The organism is Niveispirillum irakense DSM 11586 (assembly GCF_000429645.1).
GTDB classification, from domain to species: domain Bacteria; phylum Pseudomonadota; class Alphaproteobacteria; order Azospirillales; family Azospirillaceae; genus Niveispirillum; species Niveispirillum irakense.
Genome location: NZ_AUCG01000016.1, coordinates 370,240 through 387,575 on the forward strand (window position 1 = coordinate 370,240; position 17,336 = coordinate 387,575).

Consider the following 17,336-nt stretch of genomic DNA (forward strand, 5'->3'; position numbering starts at 1 on the left):
ATGGGCGCTAAATCACTGGCCGGCATCGCCTGGTTCCAGCTCGCCATCCTCTGTTTCGGGGTGATGGATGCAGCGATCAAATATCTGACGGCGGATTTCGGCACCTGGCAGATCATGTTCTTCCGGGGTTTCTTCTCGCTGATCCCCATTGCCGTGCTGATCCGCCAGTCCGGCGGGCTGGCAACGCTGCGCACCCGGCAGCCCCTCTCCCATGTCGGCCGCGCCCTGGTGGGGATCGCGGCGGCCTTCTGCTTTTTCTATGCCTACGCCATCATGCCGCTGGCCGATGTCTATGCCATCGGCTTTGCCGGCCCGCTTTTCATGACCGCGCTATCCGTGCCGGTGCTGGGGGAAAAGGTGGGCTGGCGGCGCTGGATCGCGGTGCTGGTCGGCTTTGCCGGCGTCATGGTGATGCTGCGGCCAGGGGAAGGGCTGTTGACCCTGACGGCGCTGATCCCGCTGGCGGCCGCTGCCTTCTATGCCCTGACCATGCTCTATATCCGGGTGCTGGCCCGGACGGAGAGCAATGCCGCCATCACCTTCTATTTCGTCGTCACCATGTCCGCCGTGGCCGGCATCGCCATGATCCCGGACTGGCGCATGCCGGTGGGCTGGCAATGGGGGCTGCTGGTGATGGTGGGGGTGATTGGCGGCGTGGCGCAGATTGCCTTTACCCAGGCCTTCCGCCTGACCAGCCCGTCGCTGCTGGCGCCGTTTGAATATACGGCCATGATCTGGGCGGTGCTGTTCGGCTATCTGCTGTTTGGCGATGTACCGGACCGGGCGATCTGGATCGGGTCCGCCATCGTCATCGCCGCCGGCCTTTACATCATCCACCGTGAAACGGTGCTGCACCGGCAGTCGATCCTGGCTGCCAAGGCGGCGACACCCCGCGAAGGGTGAAATAATCGGTGGGCAAACCATTGATTTTAGCCAACAGATACTTGGCGTCGTTCTTCCGGATTGGCATGCTAGGGGCCGGCTTGCCATGATAGGTCGTTGTCCGGATTGGCAGGACACCCGTTACGGGCAATTCGCAGGCAGGGGATCGGGCGGTCGATGAGAACAACAGGCGCAGCGCGCACGATTGTCTGGCCGGGCCGGCCGAACCCGCTGGGGGCAACCTGGGACGGTTTCGGGGTGAATTTCGCCCTGTTCTCCGCCCATGCGGAGAAGGTGGAACTCTGCCTGTTCGACTCCGACGGCACGCGGGAGATTGAGCGGGTCACCCTGCCGGAATGTACCGACGATGTCTGGCACGGCTATCTGCCGGAGGCGCGGCCCGGCACGCTCTATGGCTACCGTGTCCATGGGCCCTATGATCCTGGTCGCGGCCACCGGTTCAACCCGAACAAGCTGCTGCTGGACCCCTATGCCAAGGCGCTGGAAGGGCCGATGCGCTGGTCGGACGCGCATTTCGGCTATCGCGTCGGATCGGCGAAGGAGGATCTGTCGCTGGACCGACGCGACAATGCCCGCGGCATGCCCAAATGCCGCGTCATCGACCCCGCCTTCACCTGGGGCGGGGAGCGGCGGCCCAATGTCCCCTGGACCGACACCATCATCTATGAGGCCCATGTCCGGGGCCATACGCTGACCCGCCAGGACCTGTCCCCCACCCTGCGCGGCACCTTCAGCGGGCTGGCCAGCCAGCCGATGATCGACCATCTGAAGGGGCTGGGGGTGACGGCAGTGGAATTGCTGCCGGTACAGGCCTTCACCGATGACCGGCATCTGGTGGAGCGGTCTCTGCATAATTACTGGGGCTATGCCACCATCGGCTTCTTCGCGCCGGAACCGCGCTATATGACCGGCCGGTCCACGCGCGAATTCAAAAGCATGGTCGCCCGCCTGCATGATGCCGGGATCGAGGTGATCCTGGATGTGGTCTATAACCACACGGGCGAGGGCAACCATCTCGGCCCCACCCTGTCCTTCCGTGGCATCGACAATGCCAGCTATTACCTGCTGCAACCGCAGGACAAGCGCTTCTACCAGGATCATACCGGTACCGGAAATACCCTTAATCTCGCCCACCCCCGCGTGCTGCAGATGGTGATGGACAGCCTGCGCTACTGGGTGGGGGAGATGCATGTCGACGGGTTCCGTTTCGATCTCGCAACAAGTTTGGCGCGGGAAGCCCATGGCTATGATCCGGGCAGCGGCTTCCTGGATGCCGTGCGCCAGGACCCTCTGCTCTCCTCCGTGAAGCTGATCGCGGAGCCGTGGGATATCGGCCCCGGCGGTTACCGTGTGGGCCAGTTCCCGTCCGGCTGGAGCGAGTGGAACGACCGCTACCGCGACACGGTGCGCCGCTACTGGCGCGGGGATGAGGGGATGCTGCCGGAACTGGCGGCGCGCCTGACCGGCTCCGCCGACCTGTTCGACCATGACCGGCGGCGGCCCTGGTCCAGCATCAATTTCGTCACCTCCCATGATGGCTTCACCCTGGCTGACCTTGTGGCGTACGAGGTGAAGCACAATGAGGCAAACCAGGAAGGCAACCGCGACGGGCACGACGCCAACTTCTCCAGCAATTATGGGGTAGAGGGACCGACCGACGATCCCGCCATCCAGGAACTGCGCCGCCGCCAGTCACGCAACCTGATGGCCACGCTGCTGCTGTCCCAGGGCACGCCGATGATCCTGGCCGGCGATGAGCTGTTGCGCAGCCAGGGCGGCAATAACAACGCCTATTGCCAGGACAATGAGGTGAGTTGGACCGACTGGGAAGGCGCCGGGGAGCCGGGGGAAGCCATGACCAGCTTCGTCACACGGCTGACCAGCCTGCGCCGCCAGCATCCCGTCTTGCGGCGCGGGCGCTTCCTGCATGGGCGGGAAGTGTCTGCCGACGGGGTGAAGGACATTACCTGGATTACGCCGCAAGGGCAGGAAAAGGCGCCCGAGCAATGGCGCGATGGCCGCGCCCGCTGCCTTGGCCTGCTGCTGAACGGCCGGGCCGGCACCCACCTGTCGCATGATGGCACGCCGGCCCATGATGAGGTGCTGCTGCTGATCATCAATGCCGACCACGAGACGGTGCCCTTCATCCTGCCGGCGGTACCGGTGGGCAGCGAAGGCCAGGAATGGAAATGCCTGCTGGATACGGGCAGCCCCACGGGCGCGCCAACTGAGCAGCCGGGGGAATGGCAGCCGGTCACCGGCCAGCCCCTGCCCTTGCCGGGCCGCACCACCTGGCTGTTCCAACTGACAGAACCGGCGGCCCAGCCGGATACAATGCTCTCCGGCCCGGGAGGGCGGGCCCATGGCTGATTATGACCTCCGCCCCCTCCAGGTCATTGTTGTCGATAAGGAAGGCAACACACGGCGCCTGCTGCGCGGCATCCTGGCCCGGCTGGGCCTGGACAAGGTGACGGATTACGCCGATACGACCGACGTGACGGCAGCGATGACGGCCACGCCACCCGATCTGCTGTTCATTGATGCCGACGCACCGGAAACGGACGGGCTGCGCTTCACCCAGATGCTGCGCCATTCCCAGGCGCCGATGAACCCGTTCCTGTGCATCATCGCCATGACCTGGCAGCCCACCCAGCCCCTGCTGATGCGCTTCACCGCATCGGGGGCTGATGATCTGATGGCCAAGCCGTTCAGCGCCAAGCAGGTGCATGACCGGCTGATCAACCTGATCGATAACCGGAAAAGCTTTGTCGTCACGGCGGATTATATCGGCCCGGACCGGCGGCGGCAGCCGCGCGAAGGGGTGCAGATCCCCCTGTTCAACGTGCCCAACACGATGCGGCAGAAGGCGATGGGCCTGTATGACCGCAGTAAATCAGCCGACGCGATCACCGACGCGCTGGAAGCGATCAATGTGCAGAAGGTGGTGCGCTGCGGCTTCCAGGTGGCGTTTCTGGTGGATTTCGCCGCCCCTGGCGCCACCAATGGCGGCGACCGGATGGCGCTGGAGCATCTGGTCCGGGCCGGCGCGGTGCTGGAAGACATGATGCGGCGGCTGAAACAGGATAGCGACCTGCGCCATCAGGCGGAAAAATACGCGCATACGCTGCGTGCGGGGCTGGAAGCCATGCGGTCCCACCCACCGGAACATCCCGTTGCCGATATCCAGGCCATGCACAAGGCCGCCCTGGGGCTGGCCGCCCTGACATCACGCCGCACCGATATCGCAGCGGTTGAAACAGAAGTGCATAGCGCCGTCAGCACCTACCGCAGCCGCCTTGCCGAAATCGCCCAGGCGAAGGCGAGCGGTCAGGCAGCGGGGGGACAGCCGGCAGATAAACCGGCTACGGAATGATGCCCGTCTTCCTTGATCGTAATTGACCAAAGAAGGCTTCATGTGGAGAAGGCTAGGCGCTCCCTTAGTGTTTGTCAGGGTTAGGTTGGATCAACCTCCACCGTCACCCCGGCGAAGGCCGGGGTGACGGAAGTGAGGACAATGTCCGTTTCCACTTAAACCTGACGAACTTTAGGCCTCTTCCTGGACATTGGTGGCGGTGACCAGCACCTTGTCGATACGGCGGCCATCCATATCCACCACTTCGAACCGGTAGCCATCATGCTCCACCAGTTCACCGGCGGCCGGGATATGGCCAAATTTGAACAGCAGGAAGCCGGCCAACGTGTGATAGCCGCCTTCCTCGTCCCGCAGGCTCTTAAGGCCGAGATGGGCTTCCACCTCCTCCACCGCCATCATGCCATCGATCAGCAGGGAGCCATCGGCGCGGCGGACAATATCGGCATCATCATCATCGAAATCGGGCAGTTCACCGGCAATGCCTTCCAGCATGTCGGTCAGGGTGGTGATGCCCTCTACTGAGCCATATTCGTCCACCACCACGGCCATCTGCTCGCCTGACTGTTTGAACAGTTCCAGCAGGCGCATCACCTCCATCCCGTCATGCACGATCAGGGCGTCACGCACCACGGGGTGCAGGTCGAACGGTGCGTCCTCCAGCAGCTTATGCAGGATATCCTTGGTGTGGACGATGCCGACCACATCATCCAGCGTGCCCCGGCAGACCGGCATGCGGGAATGGCCGCTTTCCCGGATGTCGCGCTTGATATTCTCCGCCGTGTCGGCAACGTCCAGCCACATCACTTCCGGGCGCGGGGTCATGATGGAACGGACGGTGCGGTCGGCCAGCCGCATCACGCCTTCGATCATCCGCTTCTCATCAGCGTTGAACACGCCCGATGCAGTGCCCTCGGCAATCAGGCTTTTCACCTCTTCTTCCGTCACGGTCTGCTCTGCCCGCTCCGGCACGCGCAACAGCCTCAGCATCGCCTCGGTGGAGGCCCCCAGCAGCCAGACAAACGGGGCCGTGATACGCGACAGGCTTTTCATCACCGGTGCCGCGAAACTGGCAATGGCCTCCGCATTGTTCAGGGCAATGCGCTTGGGCACCAGTTCACCAGCGATCAGCGACAGGAAGGTGATGATGATGACGACCAGGGCAAAGGCCAGTTCCTGGCCATAACCGGTCAGCATGGGGATCTCATCCAGCACCGGCCCCAGGCGGCCGGCGATGGTCGCACCACCCACGGCACCATTGATGACACCGATCAGCGTAATGCCAATCTGCACCGTGGACAGAAACCGGGAGGGTTCTTCCTGCAGGGACAGGGCGATGGCAGCGCCGCGCCGCCCCTCCTCTGCCATCTGCTGAAGCCGGATCTTGCGGGCGGAAACAACCGCCAGCTCCGACATCGCGAAGAAACCGTTGAGAAGGATGAGGAACAGGACAGCGGCGAGTTCGAGCGAGACCATCTTGTGCGGCAGGTGACGCGAGCCAGGAAGCAGCCCGCCCCACATCCTACCGCATCGCGGTGGAAATGCGAGGGCGGTTGCGGGACAGGATACGGAATTCCCGCTTCGGGGGCGGCGCCATACCGATCCGCCTGTCACGGTTGGAACGGGAACCAGCCAGAAGCGATAGACCGCAAGTGTGGCGCAACCAGGGCCGGGGTGGCGGCGTTATTGCCTCACCCTTCTTCCCCGGCCTTCATGCGAATGAAGAAAAGGGTGCCGGCTTCATCCAGGTTTCCCCCATGTCGCACGTCGCCTTCACCGCCCGCCAGCCTGCCGCCATTACCGCCACCCCAGTGCGCCTGGGCGCCCTGCGCCTGGCCAACCGACGGGTCGTGATGCCGGCAATCCGGTGCCAGACAAGTTTGGGGCAAGTGGCCACCCTGGCGATGATGGAACATTACGCTGCCAATGCCGATGCCGGCCTGCTGCTGACCGAGGCGACCTATACGCTGGAAGGCGGACGGCGCCACCCCAACGCCCCCGGCATTCATAGCGCCGAGCAGGTTGTCGCCTGGCAGGGGGTCACCGATGCCGTACATCAGGCCGGGGGGCGGATCGCGCTGCATGTGGTCCATAGCGGACATGGCGACATGGCAAGTGCCCATATCGCTGCCGCCGCGCAGCGGGCGCGCCGTGCCGGGTTTGATGCGATGGAGATTGACGCCACCGTCACCAGTTGTTTCGGCCTGCAACTGGCGTCAGGGAATTGTAACGGGCTGGTTGATGCGGTTGATGCCGCCATGGCCGTGATGGGGGCCAGCCGCGTTGGTGTCCGCCTGGGATTGAACGGCGCCTGCCCGATGGGCCGCCCAGGCGAGGCGATGCGCATCACCGCCGATGCCATCGTGGCGATGGAAAGGCTGCGTCCGGCCTTTCTGCATCTTCTGGCCCCACTGGCCGCCGATGACATGGCAGCTCTGGCCCGCAGCCTTTTCCAGGGCAGGGTTATCCTGAATGCGGGACTGGGGCACGATAGTGTGGGGCGGATGCTGGATACCGGGATGATCGACGCCGCGACCTTCATGGCCAAGCCCCCGGTCGCGAATGATCTTTTCAGCCGCGCGGTCCCTCGGGCTCCCCTGCTGGCGGCAGAATAATCGGGTGCCACGACAGGGACATAGAGAGTGGCACAACACAAAGCCCCGCGGACCCGGTCCGGCGGGGCTTTGTCTATCTACTTAAAGCCGGGGACTTGGGCCGCCGGGGCCCGGTCAGGCAGCGGCCAGACCGGACGGCAGCGGGCCGCAATCATTGCCCACGATACGGCATGCCATGACACGGACCATGCTGAACACATCTTCAGCCGCCACACCATCGCGGGCCAGAAGCAGGTGCATGATCGGATCGTCCATCAACTCGTGCAAACTGGGTTCACGGCGGTCCGCAGCGTTCAGGTCCGGCAGATGGACACCCATCATGGCGTCTTCACCTGCAATAGCGGTGGGAGCGGTGGTCAGGTGCGTCATCGCTTCTTCTCCCTCTTCCTGATCTGTTACGGTCTGCGTGTCCATGGTGGCTGCAAGAACGGCATTATCATGCGCCGGTTCCATGACATTCCCATGTCAAAAAACATGTTCGCAGGGGCAACTATCCTTATGCGCCCCGCCACGCCTGTGCGGACATAGACCCACCCTATCTATTCAGTAAGACCGGGTCCGTGATCTATGTCACCAATGGCCGGGCCAACCATGAAAAAAGCCACCGCCGACAGGAACGGCGGTGGCTTGGCAGCGTGGTGAGGGGGCGGGCGCCACACGCACCCGCCGCCTATCACTGATTCATGCTGTCGAAGAAATCGTTGTTGGTCTTGGACTGTTTCAGCTTGTCGACCAGGAACTCCACGGCATCCTGCGGGCCCATCGGGTTCAGGATACGGCGCAGGATCCACATCTTGGCCAGTGAACCACGATCGACCAGCAGATCCTCCTTGCGGGTGCCGGACTTCTGGATATCCAGCGACGGGAAGACGCGCTTGTCGGACAGCTTGCGGTCCAGCACGATTTCGCTGTTACCGGTGCCCTTGAACTCTTCGAAGATCACTTCGTCCATGCGGCTGCCGGTATCGATCAGCGCGGTGGCAATGATGGTCAGCGACCCGCCCTCTTCGATATTGCGGGCGGCGCCGAAGAAGCGCTTGGGACGCTGCAACGCGTTGGCATCCACACCACCGGTCAGCACCTTGCCCGACGAAGGAACAACGGTGTTATAGGCACGGCCCAGGCGGGTGATGCTGTCCAGCAGGATCACCACATCGCGCTTGTGCTCCACCAGACGCTTGGCCTTTTCCAGCACCATTTCCGTGACCTGCACGTGGCGGGTTGCCGGCTCGTCGAAGGTGGAGGACACCACCTCGCCGCGCACGGAACGGGCCATGTCGGTCACTTCTTCCGGACGTTCATCGATCAAGAGAACGATCAGATAGACTTCCGGATGGTTGGTGGCGATGGAATGGGCGATGTTCTGCAACATCACCGTCTTACCGGTGCGCGGCGGTGCCACGATCAAGGCGCGCTGACCCTTGCCCAGGGGGGCGACCAGATCGATCACCCGCGTGGTCATATCCTTCCGGCCCTTGCCGGTATTATCGACCTCGATCTCCAGCTTCAGCCGTTCATCCGGGTAAAGCGGGGTCAGATTGTCGAAATTGATGCGGTGGCGCACCTTGTCGGGATGGTCGAAATTGATCGTGTTGATCTTCAGGAGCGCGAAATAGCGCTCCCCATCCTTGGGCGCGCGGATCTGGCCTTCCACCGTGTCGCCGGTGCGCAGGCTGAAGCGCTTCACCTGGGAGGGCGAGATGTAGATATCGTCCGGGCCGGGCAGATAGTTCGCTTCCGGCGAGCGCAGGAAACCGAACCCGTCGGGCAGTACCTCCAACACCCCTTCGCCATAGATCGGGACATCATTGTCAGCGAGTTGCTTGAGGATCGCGAACATCATGTCCTGCTTGCGCAGGGTGCTGGCATTCTCGATCTGGAGTTCCTCGGCGAAGGCGAGCAACTCGGCGGGGGTCTTGGCCTTGAGTTCCTGGAGGTTCATCGCGGGCTTATGGTCGGTCGGTCCAGAAGGACCGGTTGCGGGGGAAGGCGGAAGGGAAAGCGCTGACGTGATGAGAAGCACGGGGACGACCAGTTCAACGGGCGGACCCGGGACCGGTGAGGCACCAGGCTGTCACCCGATGCGATTGCTGCTCCTAACGATCCGGGAACGGCAAAGGTTGCGGCCGGAGCCGCTGAAAGGTCGGGGCGTGTTCTGGTCTCGCGTCAAACGGCGTTCAGTATGGCGGGGAAGGACACAGCGATCACACCAGCCGGCATGCCGGCGGCGGAACACAGGGGAGTTAAGGATCGGTCGGGCAACCCCATCCCGAATGGAGATGGTCTCCAAGACCACGGGCCGTCGCCGGCCGATGGCAGGGTGCGGCTGGCCGCAACCCGGAGGCGACCTAGCGCCCCTGGCTGTAGGGAGATGGTTATCCTACCGATCATTACAAGTCAAAACAAAAGCTGCGCACCGGTGTCGCAGGCGCCACACCGGTGCGGGATGCGACATTGGAGAGACTATTTATAGCGCAATTGCGCGAAACCGGGGCTGTGCGAAACCACTTCTTGCTGTAATATAGGTGTCAAGGCTGGGTTAGCTCCGGATTGGATGCGATGCGTCTTTTGATTGCCGATGATCATGATCTGCTGCGCGATGCGTTGCGTTCGCATTTTGAACGTGAGGCTCCCGGCACGATCGTCAGGGGGGTGGGCACGGTCAGCGAGGCGCTGAAGGCCCTGGATGACGGAATACCTTTCGATATCCTGCTCCTGGATCTGCGCATGCCGGGGATGAATGGCCTGAACGGCCTCGTCCGGCTGCGGGAGCGATATCCGTCGCTGAAGATCGCCCTGATGTCGGGTGAGGCGAAGAACGAGGATATCCGTCTGGCGCTGGCCCATGGCGCCGTGGGTTTCCTGCCCAAGACCCTGCCGGGCACCGCCCTCCTCCAGGCCTTGCAGCGTATGCTGGCGGGTGAAATCTTCATGCCGGAGAATATCGCAGAGAACGCGATACAGGCCGGCACCAATGCGCTGAACGGCACCTTCACCAAGCGGGAGCGGGAGGTTCTGGACTTTCTGCTGAAAGGCCAGTCCAACAAGGAAATCGCCCGCGCGCTGGAACTGGAAGAAGTGACCGTCAAGCTGCATATCCGCGGCCTGTGCCGGAAGCTGGGTGCCAAGAACCGGACCCAGGCCGCGATGCGCGCGGTGGAGCTGGGCCTTGCCCGCTGACCCCTCGCCTTCGTCGTCTGGCGGCATCCCGCGCGATCCCAACGGTTTGCCGCGCGGGCTGCGCCATGACCTGATCAATGCGCTGAACGCCATCAACGGATTCGCCTCCATCCTGGAAATGGATCTGACGGACCCGGCAGCCCTGGATTTCGTACGTCGTATCCAGCAGGCGGGCGCTGAAGCCATGCGCCTGGCCGGGGAAATCCCCTCCAGCCCGCGCGACATGGTCCGTATCATGATGGTCTCCGCAGATAGTGCTGCGGATGGGCTGGCCGTAGCCCTGGAAGGGTATGGCTGCGACGTCACGCTGGTTGAGAACGCTGCCCAGGCTGCCCAGGCCCTGCGCCGCGCACCGCACGCCTGGGATCTTGTCCTGTGCGACATGGACCCGACCGCCCATACCGGGTTCGCCCAGGCGGCAGAGGCATCCGGGTTGCCCCTGTTGCGCCGCGATCCGGCCATGCCATCGCCCGATTTGGCGCTTTTACTGCGCCATACCGTGAAACCCGGCGACTGAACCGGCGTTATAATCGGCATTGCTTCATTTTATGCAGGCCCGACTACATTGCCGCAGTGCGGCAAAGTAGTATTGCCTCAACTGAAATTCATGCGACAGTTGAGAAAGAATCACGGGCTGCGAAAGGACCAAACGCATGAGCCTTCGCCACACTGCCTGCCTTGCCGCCCTTCTTCCGTCCCTGTTGCTCCTCGCGGGAACGGCCATGGCGGCTGAGTGCCAGATGCCGGAATTGCAGAGCGCCAGCCCACCGCGTGCGGCTGGCACGATCGACAATGATCGGGCCGCCCTGTTGCGATACGAACAGTGCCTGCGTGAAGAGCAGACCCTGCTTGAGGCCCTGCAGGCTGGCTCCCCCGAACGCGCGGCCCGCCAGCGCGAAGCCGCGGCCAATCTTCGCCGCACGCTGGATGCCTGGCAACAGACTCTGCGCGCCGCAGACGCACGCCCCAAAGGCTCATGAGCCTTCGGACGGCGCCCGAGCCGGGCATAGGCTGGGGCGGGTGGCATTTAGCCAGCCTACCCGCCGAGGTAAAATCCGTTCCAGCGGTCAGTGGCCGCTATTGCTGGCTTTGAAAGCGGCCTGCTAGTCGGGGGATGCTTCCCGCTGATATCGGTCCTTCCAGTCGGCATACGGCATGCCATAGATGATCTCGCGCGCCTGTTCGTAATCCATGGCGGTTCCCTGATCTTCTGCTGCGGCGCGATACCATTTCGCCAGACAGTTACGGCAGAAGCCGGCCAGATTCATCAGGTCGATATTCTGCACATCCGTCCGGTCCCGCAGATGGGCCACCAGACGGCGGAAGGCGGCGGCTTCAAGTTCGATGCGGGTCTGCTCGTCCATATCTCTTTCCATTCATCAAAATTCCAGGGGGGGACCGGAACATGATCGCCGGCGATCATGTTTCCATATGAGCTTTCCTGAACAGTTTATGTATCCCCTGCGCGCCAGCAGCCTCGATTTTCGTTGCCACAAAACAAGATAAAATTTTACGTGGTTTTATCTATATAAAAATATATCGCTTCAGGTCTTCCGATGTGAAAACCATCACAGGTCCAGTCAACTTTTATCCCTATAGTTCCCTAACCAAGCACCGGCGAAGAAAAAGTCGGCCTCCCTCTAGAAAAGAGAAAAGCTATGGTTATCGACATGCGCACCCGCCTGCCGCACACTCATCTTTCTTCGCGCGTCGCCGATATGCATTTCCATGCGCAGCAACTCGCCCGTGCCACCCGCAACCTGTCCGAAGCACTGGACCAGTTGCGGGCACTGGACCTGAACCCCCTGATCAAGGCGCTGGAAGCCAGCCGCTGAACGGACAGGGCGGCGGCGGTAGGCCGATTACCCGGCCGTGATGGCGGTCGGAGTCAGCAGGGGCGGTAAAAGCCGGGCCAGCCGGGCAGCCCATTCTGCCGCCCCGTCATCATCCCCGATCAAATCCTGACGGATTTCCAGCATGACGCTGGGGATGTTGTGGCGGGTGGGATGGGCGATGATGGTGTAATCCGTGCCGGTGCGGGCGCTGTAGGGCTCATTATCCCCGACCACCAGATCTTTTTCTGCGGCCAGGGCCTGGATCAGCGGCTGGGCGATGCGCCCATCCTGGTCCCACAGCACACCGACATGCCAGGGCCGGTGGAAGCCGCGCATCACCGGCGTGAAACTATGGATGGAAACCAGCACCGGCACCTGCCCGGTAGCGGCAATCCGTTCCAGCCGGGCCGTGATGGCATCATGGTAGGGATGGTAAAGTGCATCCAGCCGCGCCTGACGGTCTGCCGCCGATAAAGCGGCATTGGCCGGCACGGGCGTGCCGTCACTGATGGCCGGCATGCTGGTCGGATCATCTGGCCGGCGGTTGCAATCCACCACCAGCCGGGAATAGCGGGTCAGGATAGCGCCGGCCCCCAGATGCCGGGCCAGCCCTGCCGTGACGGCGGCGGCCCCGATATCCCAGCCGATATGCCGGTCCATCTCCGCCGCCGGCACGCCCAGATCGCCCAGCGCGCGGGGCACCGCCTTGCCGGCATGGTCGCAGACCAGCAGCACAGGGCTGGTCGAGTCGGGGTTGATCAGCCAGACCGGGGCGGGATCGGCATCGGTCAGCAACGGCGGGTGGGGGATCGGTGCGTGCGGCATGATCCCAACAGCTTTAGCGGAAAAATCATTGTCACGCAAAGCGGGCCTGCCCATGCGGCCCGCTACGGTGTTTCTGCTGGATGGCGGATCGATAGGCGATGGGAGGGTTCCCCATGACCACAACCCCGACGGAACTACTGTGCCAGTTTTATCAGGCGGGACAGGCGGCGCTGGCGGGGCGCCGCCCCCCCCCCCCCTCAAGGCCACCTGGGGCCGCGCTGGATGCCGTCACCCTTCTTGCCCGGCAGATCGGGCTGGATGTCATCCTGACCGAAGCCATTGCCGCCGATAGCCGGGAATGGGCGGCTGAACAGGCGGGGTTGGCCCGCGCCACCCCCGCCGGCACCCTGATCCTGGATAGTGGCACCGCCCCCCGCAACGGCACCGGGCGCGACAGCAGGACATTGGCCAGTGGGACATTTGCCAGCGGGACATTTGAATGTCTGCTGGCCCTGGGACTGGCGCTGGACGGTGCCAGCGATATCTGGGCCCTGGCCTGCGATCATCAGCCCCAGGACGGGGCGACGGGCGCCTTTCTCTGCCCGGACAGTCTGGCCCGCGCCATGGCTGCCGGGATGGACCCTGCCGCCATGCTGGCCGGTCGGGAAGCCCAAGACCTGTTCCATCATCTGGGCGATCTGGTGCCCGCTGGCGACGGCGCCCGCACCAGAGGCGATTTTCGCGCCATTCTGGTGTTGTAACCGGCGTTCAGAACCCGGCCGCCGAGGCTGGCGTGGGGTCGAAAGCGGCAGGGGCCCGCCCCACCGATCGGGCCACCGCGACCCCGCCTTTCCATAGGCCCAGATGGCGGGCCGGGTCGGCGGCATTGTGGATATCGGCGACCGGATCGCCCGGCACCAGCAGCAGATCGGCCACCGCCCCACTGACAATCCGGCCATGGTAGGGCAGGTCCAGCAGGGTGGCGGCATTGGCCGTGCCGGCCACCAAGGCGGCCAGCGGGTCCATGCCCAGATCGACCATATGGGCCAGTTCCTGCGCATTCTGGCCATGATGGTTGCCGGGCGTACCGGCATCCGTGCCCAGCGCCACCGTGCCGCCGGCCGCCACGAAGCGCTTGAAACTGTCGAAATGCATGGCGCTGAACCGGTCGGCCTTGTCGCGGACGAAGGCGGGCAACCGGTCCCTCATGGCCAGCAGCGCCATCATTGCCGACAGGGTAGGCACCAGATAGGTGCCATTGGTCAGCATGGTTTCGATAATGGCGTCGGTCAGTTCAAATCCATGCTCAATGGAATCAACGCCAGCCTCCAGCGCCCGCTGGATGCCGCGCGCGCCTTGGGCATGGGCCGTGACCTTCAGGCCGAAATCATGGGCCGTCGCCGTGGCCGCCGCCAGTTCCGCCACGGTCGGGTGCGGGGCCAGCGGATCGACACCGCCGGTCAGCACGCCCCCCGTGGCCATCAGCTTGATGCAGTCGGCCCCGTTTTTCACATTCAGCCGCACGCCCTGAGTATAGGCGGTGGGGCCGTCACATTCCAACCCGATCCAGGCGCCATGGCCACCGGTGATGGTCAGCACTTTACCGGCGCAGCGCAGGGTGGGGCCGACATGACGGCCCTGGCGGATCGCCTCCCGCACAGAGATTTCCAGCCAGTCGGTGCCACCCAGATCACGGATGGCGGTGAAGCCGCCGGCCAGGGATGCCTGGGCATTTTCCAGCAGGCGCAGGGTCAGGTCGCCTGGCGGCCGCTGTCGCAGCGTGCTGACAACATCGCCCGTCGCCTCCAGCGCCAGATGGACATGGGCGTCGATCAGGCCCGGCATCAGGGTCGCCCCAACCGTATCGACGCGCCGGCCGGCGAAACCGGCAAATTCCGCCAGCGGCGCCACGGCGGCGATGCGGCCATCCCCTATCAGGACCCCCATCCCGTCACGGGGGGCAACCGTGCCGTCAAACAGCTTGCCACCGGCAAACAGGATGGGATCGCGCGACATGGAGATGGTCCTTTCCAACCCTCATACCGAGGTCAGGAAATCTTGACCTCGGTATCCGCGCCGACCAGCGCGGCGGCGGCCCATGCCGCCGAAGTCAGTAAATTTACTGACACCAGTATAAGAAGCCAGAACCCGGTCAGCCCTGCTTGGCCGGTGCGGCATATTTGGCCAGCCAGTCGGCCATGGCCTGCGGCGTCATCTTGCGGGCATTGGCCAGTTCGGAACTGTCAGTGGCGTTGATCAGGGTGCCGTCAGCGGACACGATCATCACGCTGGGCACGCCGCGCAGCTTCTCCACGCCATATTTCTGCGGGATATGCAGGTTCTTGTTGAAGCGGCCCACATCCACCTTCACCAGTTCATAATGGGCGTCCAGGAACGCCTTCACCTCCGGCAGTTCCATGATGCCGGCCAGCACGCGGCAATCCGGGCACCAGTCGCCACCGAAATTCAGCATCACGCGCTTGCCATTGGCCTGGGCGCGGGCGAAAGCCTTGGCAACATCAGCATCGGCGTCGGCCGCCTCGTCATAAGGCAGCGGCAGCGGCTGCGGCAGATCGTTGATATCCTTGACAGTGACGGTGGGAGCCGCCACCTGCGCCTGGGTGGGCGCGGCCATCAGCAGGGCCACCAGGGCGGCACCGGCCAGGGAGAGAATGTGACGCATCGGATTGCCTCAATCTTTATCGCCCCCTGGGGTCGGGGGATTTTCATGCCCACCAGTGTAGCCGGACCGGGGCCGGCGTGAAGCCTTATCTGTCATATAAGCCGTTGGAACCATGATTGATCCCGCCCTGGCCGGCCTGTTCGGCATCTCTTTCGCGGCGGCGACCCTGCTGCCCGGCGGGTCAGAGCTGGCCTTCCTGGCCCTGCTGGCCCAAGGTGGTCATAGCCCCGCCCTTCTGGTCACGGTGGCCGGGGCCGGCAATGTGCTGGGCAGCGTGCTGAACTGGTATCTGGGCCGGGGCCTGCGCCATCTGGTGGGACGGCGCTGGTTCCCCGTTACACCAGCCGCGCTGGAGCGGGGGGAACGGCAATTCCGCCGCTATGGGCTGTGGACCCTGCTGTTCGCCTGGGTGCCGGTGGTGGGTGACCCGCTGACCGTGGCCGCCGGCAGCCTGCGCGTACCCCTGGCCCCGTTCCTGCTGCTGGTCACAATCGGCAAGCTGGCGCGATATAGTGCCCTGGCGCTGGCGACAGGTCCGCTTCTGGGCCGTTAACCTGACAGCAACCCCCAACCGGGAGAGGATAGATGGACCTGATCGACAATAAGGACCACCAGCGTTTCGAGCTGCCGGAAGAAGGCGGCACCGTGATCGCCAATTACCGGCGCCAGCCAGGGCTGATCGAGATCACCTATGTGGAATCACCACCGGCCCTGCGCGGCACGGGTGCCGCTGGCCGGATGATGGAAGCCTTGATGGACCTGGCCCGCGCGGAAGGGGCCCGCATCCGCCCCATTTGCGGCTATGCCCATGCCTGGATGCGCCGCCACCCCGCCCATCACGACCTGATGGCGTAATGCCGGACGGGCAGTGGCCGCCCCGCAAAGGGCAGTTTGAGAGAATGGAGGATAGGAAGACAGGCGATGGCGATACGGATGATGAAGGCCGCCACGGCGCTGGCCCTGATACTGGGTGCGGCGATGACCAATCTGCCGGCGATGGCGCAGCAGCGCCCCACCTATGGCGTGCAACTGGAAGGGTTTGAGCAGCCCTATCCGCTGCAGCGGTTCAACTTCACCAGCCAGGGCCAGGACCTGTCCATGGGCTATCTGGATGTGGCGCCCACCGGCACGCCCAATGGCCGCGCCATTGTCCTGCTGCATGGCAAGAATTTCTGCGCCGCCACCTGGGGGGCGACCATCGCCGTGCTGGCCGATGCCGGCTACCGGGTCATCGCCCCCGATCAGGTGGGCTTCTGCACCTCCACCAAGCCGGTGCGCTACCAGTTCAGCCTCGCCCAGCTTGCCGGCAACACCCGCGCCCTGCTAGACCATCTGCGCCTGCCCAAGACGCTGGTGATGGGCCATTCCATGGGCGGCATGCTGGCCATCCGCTATGGCCTGATTAATCCGCAGGCGGTGGAGAAGCTGCTGCTGGTCAACCCGATCGGGCTGGAGGATTGGCAATATGAGGGCGTGCCCTATGCCAGCATCGACCAGCTTTACCAGCAGGAACTGAAGACCAGCTTCAACAGCATCAAGGCCTATCAGAACCGCTTCTATTATAATGGCAACTGGAAGCCCGACTATGACCGCTGGGTCGAGATGTCAGCCGGGCTTTATGCCGGGCCCGGGCGCGAACAGGTGGCCTGGAACCAGGCCCAGACGTCGGAGATGATCTTCACCCAGCCGGTGGTGCATGAGCTGGTAAGGCTGCGGCCGCCGACCGTGCTGTTCATCGGCGCCAAGGACCGCACCGCCCCCGGCGCCAACCGGGCGTCGGAAGAAACCCAGATGCGCCTGGGCAATTATGAGGAACTGGGCCGCCGCGCCCAGCGCGCCATCCCCACATCCACGCTGGTGGAATTCCCGGAACTGGGCCATTCCCCGCAGGTGGAAGCGCCCGACCGCTTCCACAAGGCTTTGCTGGAACAGTTGGGGTGACCCCAAGGCGAGGGAGGAGAGGCCGCCCGGCCTCTCCTCTTCAT

General features: G+C 63.9%; 19 protein-coding genes. 12 read left to right on the top strand and 7 right to left on the bottom strand.

From position 1 onward, the window contains the following. The 3 genes from G473_RS25170 (at position 1) to G473_RS25180 (ending at position 4,276) form a co-directional block, all read left to right on the top strand. Positions 1-903, top strand: coding sequence for a DMT family transporter (locus tag G473_RS25170; RefSeq protein ID WP_051329895.1), 903 nt, complete (start codon positions 1-3; stop codon positions 901-903). Positions 904-1,059: 156 nt separating this feature from the next. Continuing rightward, on the top strand, positions 1,060-3,273 hold the full coding sequence (glgX, locus tag G473_RS25175; RefSeq protein ID WP_051329896.1) for a glycogen debranching protein GlgX: 2,214 nt from the start codon (positions 1,060-1,062) through the stop codon (positions 3,271-3,273). Further along, positions 3,266-4,276 carry a response regulator gene (locus G473_RS25180; protein WP_051329897.1) on the top strand — a complete coding sequence of 337 codons (1,011 nt, stop codon included), beginning with the start codon at positions 3,266-3,268 and terminating at the stop codon, positions 4,274-4,276. Before glgX ends, G473_RS25180 begins: the two co-directional genes overlap by 8 nt. 171 nt (positions 4,277-4,447) lie before the next feature. Here G473_RS25180 and G473_RS0105180 read toward each other — a convergent pair whose 3' ends face one another. Then, positions 4,448-5,749, bottom strand: a complete 1,302-nt coding sequence (locus G473_RS0105180) for a hemolysin family protein (protein ID WP_029012232.1) — start codon at positions 5,747-5,749, stop codon at positions 4,448-4,450. A 281-nt stretch (positions 5,750-6,030) separates the two neighbouring features. On the opposite strand from G473_RS0105180, the gene G473_RS0105185 reads away from it, so the two are divergent. Beyond that, positions 6,031-6,888, top strand: coding sequence for an oxidoreductase (locus G473_RS0105185; protein ID WP_161630944.1), 858 nt, complete (start codon positions 6,031-6,033; stop codon positions 6,886-6,888). Between the two features lie 114 nt (positions 6,889-7,002). Here the strand turns inward: G473_RS0105185 and G473_RS0105190 are convergent, their stop codons facing one another. Both G473_RS0105190 and rho read right to left on the bottom strand, forming a co-directional pair. Beyond that, positions 7,003-7,341 carry a hypothetical protein gene (locus G473_RS0105190; RefSeq protein WP_029012234.1) on the bottom strand — a complete coding sequence of 113 codons (339 nt, stop codon included), beginning with the start codon at positions 7,339-7,341 and terminating at the stop codon, positions 7,003-7,005. Positions 7,342-7,561: 220 nt separating this feature from the next. Further along, positions 7,562-8,830, bottom strand: coding sequence for a transcription termination factor Rho (gene rho, locus G473_RS0105195; protein ID WP_029012235.1), 1,269 nt, complete (start codon positions 8,828-8,830; stop codon positions 7,562-7,564). A 617-nt stretch (positions 8,831-9,447) separates the two neighbouring features. Between rho and G473_RS0105200 the strand changes: the two genes are divergently transcribed. From G473_RS0105200 to G473_RS0105210, 3 genes are all read left to right on the top strand, one after another. Next, entirely contained in the window at positions 9,448-10,068 is a 621-nt protein-coding gene (locus G473_RS0105200) for a response regulator (RefSeq protein WP_029012236.1), read from the top strand. After that, positions 10,058-10,585 carry a hypothetical protein gene (locus G473_RS0105205; RefSeq protein ID WP_029012237.1) on the top strand — a complete coding sequence of 176 codons (528 nt, stop codon included), beginning with the start codon at positions 10,058-10,060 and terminating at the stop codon, positions 10,583-10,585. The genes G473_RS0105200 and G473_RS0105205 overlap by 11 nt, the downstream gene beginning before the upstream one ends. 136 nt (positions 10,586-10,721) lie before the next feature. Further along, the gene (locus G473_RS0105210; RefSeq protein ID WP_154667268.1) at positions 10,722-11,048 is read left to right on the top strand and encodes a hypothetical protein; all 327 of its coding nucleotides are present in this window, start codon (positions 10,722-10,724) and stop codon (positions 11,046-11,048) included. 123 nt (positions 11,049-11,171) lie between these two features. Here G473_RS0105210 and G473_RS0105215 read toward each other — a convergent pair whose 3' ends face one another. Further along, positions 11,172-11,444, bottom strand: coding sequence for a DUF1244 domain-containing protein (locus G473_RS0105215; protein ID WP_210163226.1), 273 nt, complete (start codon positions 11,442-11,444; stop codon positions 11,172-11,174). 282 nt (positions 11,445-11,726) lie between these two features. Between G473_RS0105215 and G473_RS30205 the strand changes: the two genes are divergently transcribed. Further along, positions 11,727-11,903 (top strand): hypothetical protein, encoded by a 177-nt coding sequence (locus G473_RS30205; protein WP_154667269.1) that lies wholly within the window; start codon positions 11,727-11,729, stop codon positions 11,901-11,903. Positions 11,904-11,930: 27 nt separating this feature from the next. Here G473_RS30205 and G473_RS0105225 read toward each other — a convergent pair whose 3' ends face one another. Further along, the gene (locus G473_RS0105225; RefSeq protein ID WP_029012240.1) at positions 11,931-12,728 is read right to left on the bottom strand and encodes an N-formylglutamate amidohydrolase; all 798 of its coding nucleotides are present in this window, start codon (positions 12,726-12,728) and stop codon (positions 11,931-11,933) included. 113 nt (positions 12,729-12,841) lie between these two features. On the opposite strand from G473_RS0105225, the gene G473_RS0105230 reads away from it, so the two are divergent. Beyond that, complete coding sequence (locus tag G473_RS0105230) at positions 12,842-13,429, top strand: MOFRL family protein (RefSeq protein WP_029012241.1); 588 nt, start codon at positions 12,842-12,844, stop codon at positions 13,427-13,429. A gap of 7 nt (positions 13,430-13,436) precedes the next feature. Here the strand turns inward: G473_RS0105230 and G473_RS25185 are convergent, their stop codons facing one another. After that, the gene (locus tag G473_RS25185) at positions 13,437-14,684 is read right to left on the bottom strand and encodes a metal-dependent hydrolase family protein (protein WP_051329898.1); all 1,248 of its coding nucleotides are present in this window, start codon (positions 14,682-14,684) and stop codon (positions 13,437-13,439) included. Positions 14,685-14,820: 136 nt separating this feature from the next. Beyond that, on the bottom strand, positions 14,821-15,351 hold the full coding sequence (locus G473_RS0105240) for a thioredoxin family protein (protein WP_029012242.1): 531 nt from the start codon (positions 15,349-15,351) through the stop codon (positions 14,821-14,823). Between the two features lie 112 nt (positions 15,352-15,463). Here G473_RS0105240 and G473_RS0105245 point away from each other — a divergent pair, with 112 nt between their 5' ends. The 3 genes from G473_RS0105245 (at position 15,464) to G473_RS0105255 (ending at position 17,292) form a co-directional block, all read left to right on the top strand. Continuing rightward, positions 15,464-15,904, top strand: a complete 441-nt coding sequence (locus tag G473_RS0105245; protein ID WP_029012243.1) for a YqaA family protein — start codon at positions 15,464-15,466, stop codon at positions 15,902-15,904. A 32-nt stretch (positions 15,905-15,936) separates the two neighbouring features. After that, entirely contained in the window at positions 15,937-16,206 is a 270-nt protein-coding gene (locus G473_RS0105250) for a GNAT family N-acetyltransferase (RefSeq protein WP_029012244.1), read from the top strand. Between the two features lie 66 nt (positions 16,207-16,272). After that, positions 16,273-17,292, top strand: a complete 1,020-nt coding sequence (locus tag G473_RS0105255) for an alpha/beta fold hydrolase (protein ID WP_245579992.1) — start codon at positions 16,273-16,275, stop codon at positions 17,290-17,292. Positions 17,293-17,336 lie beyond the last annotated feature (44 nt).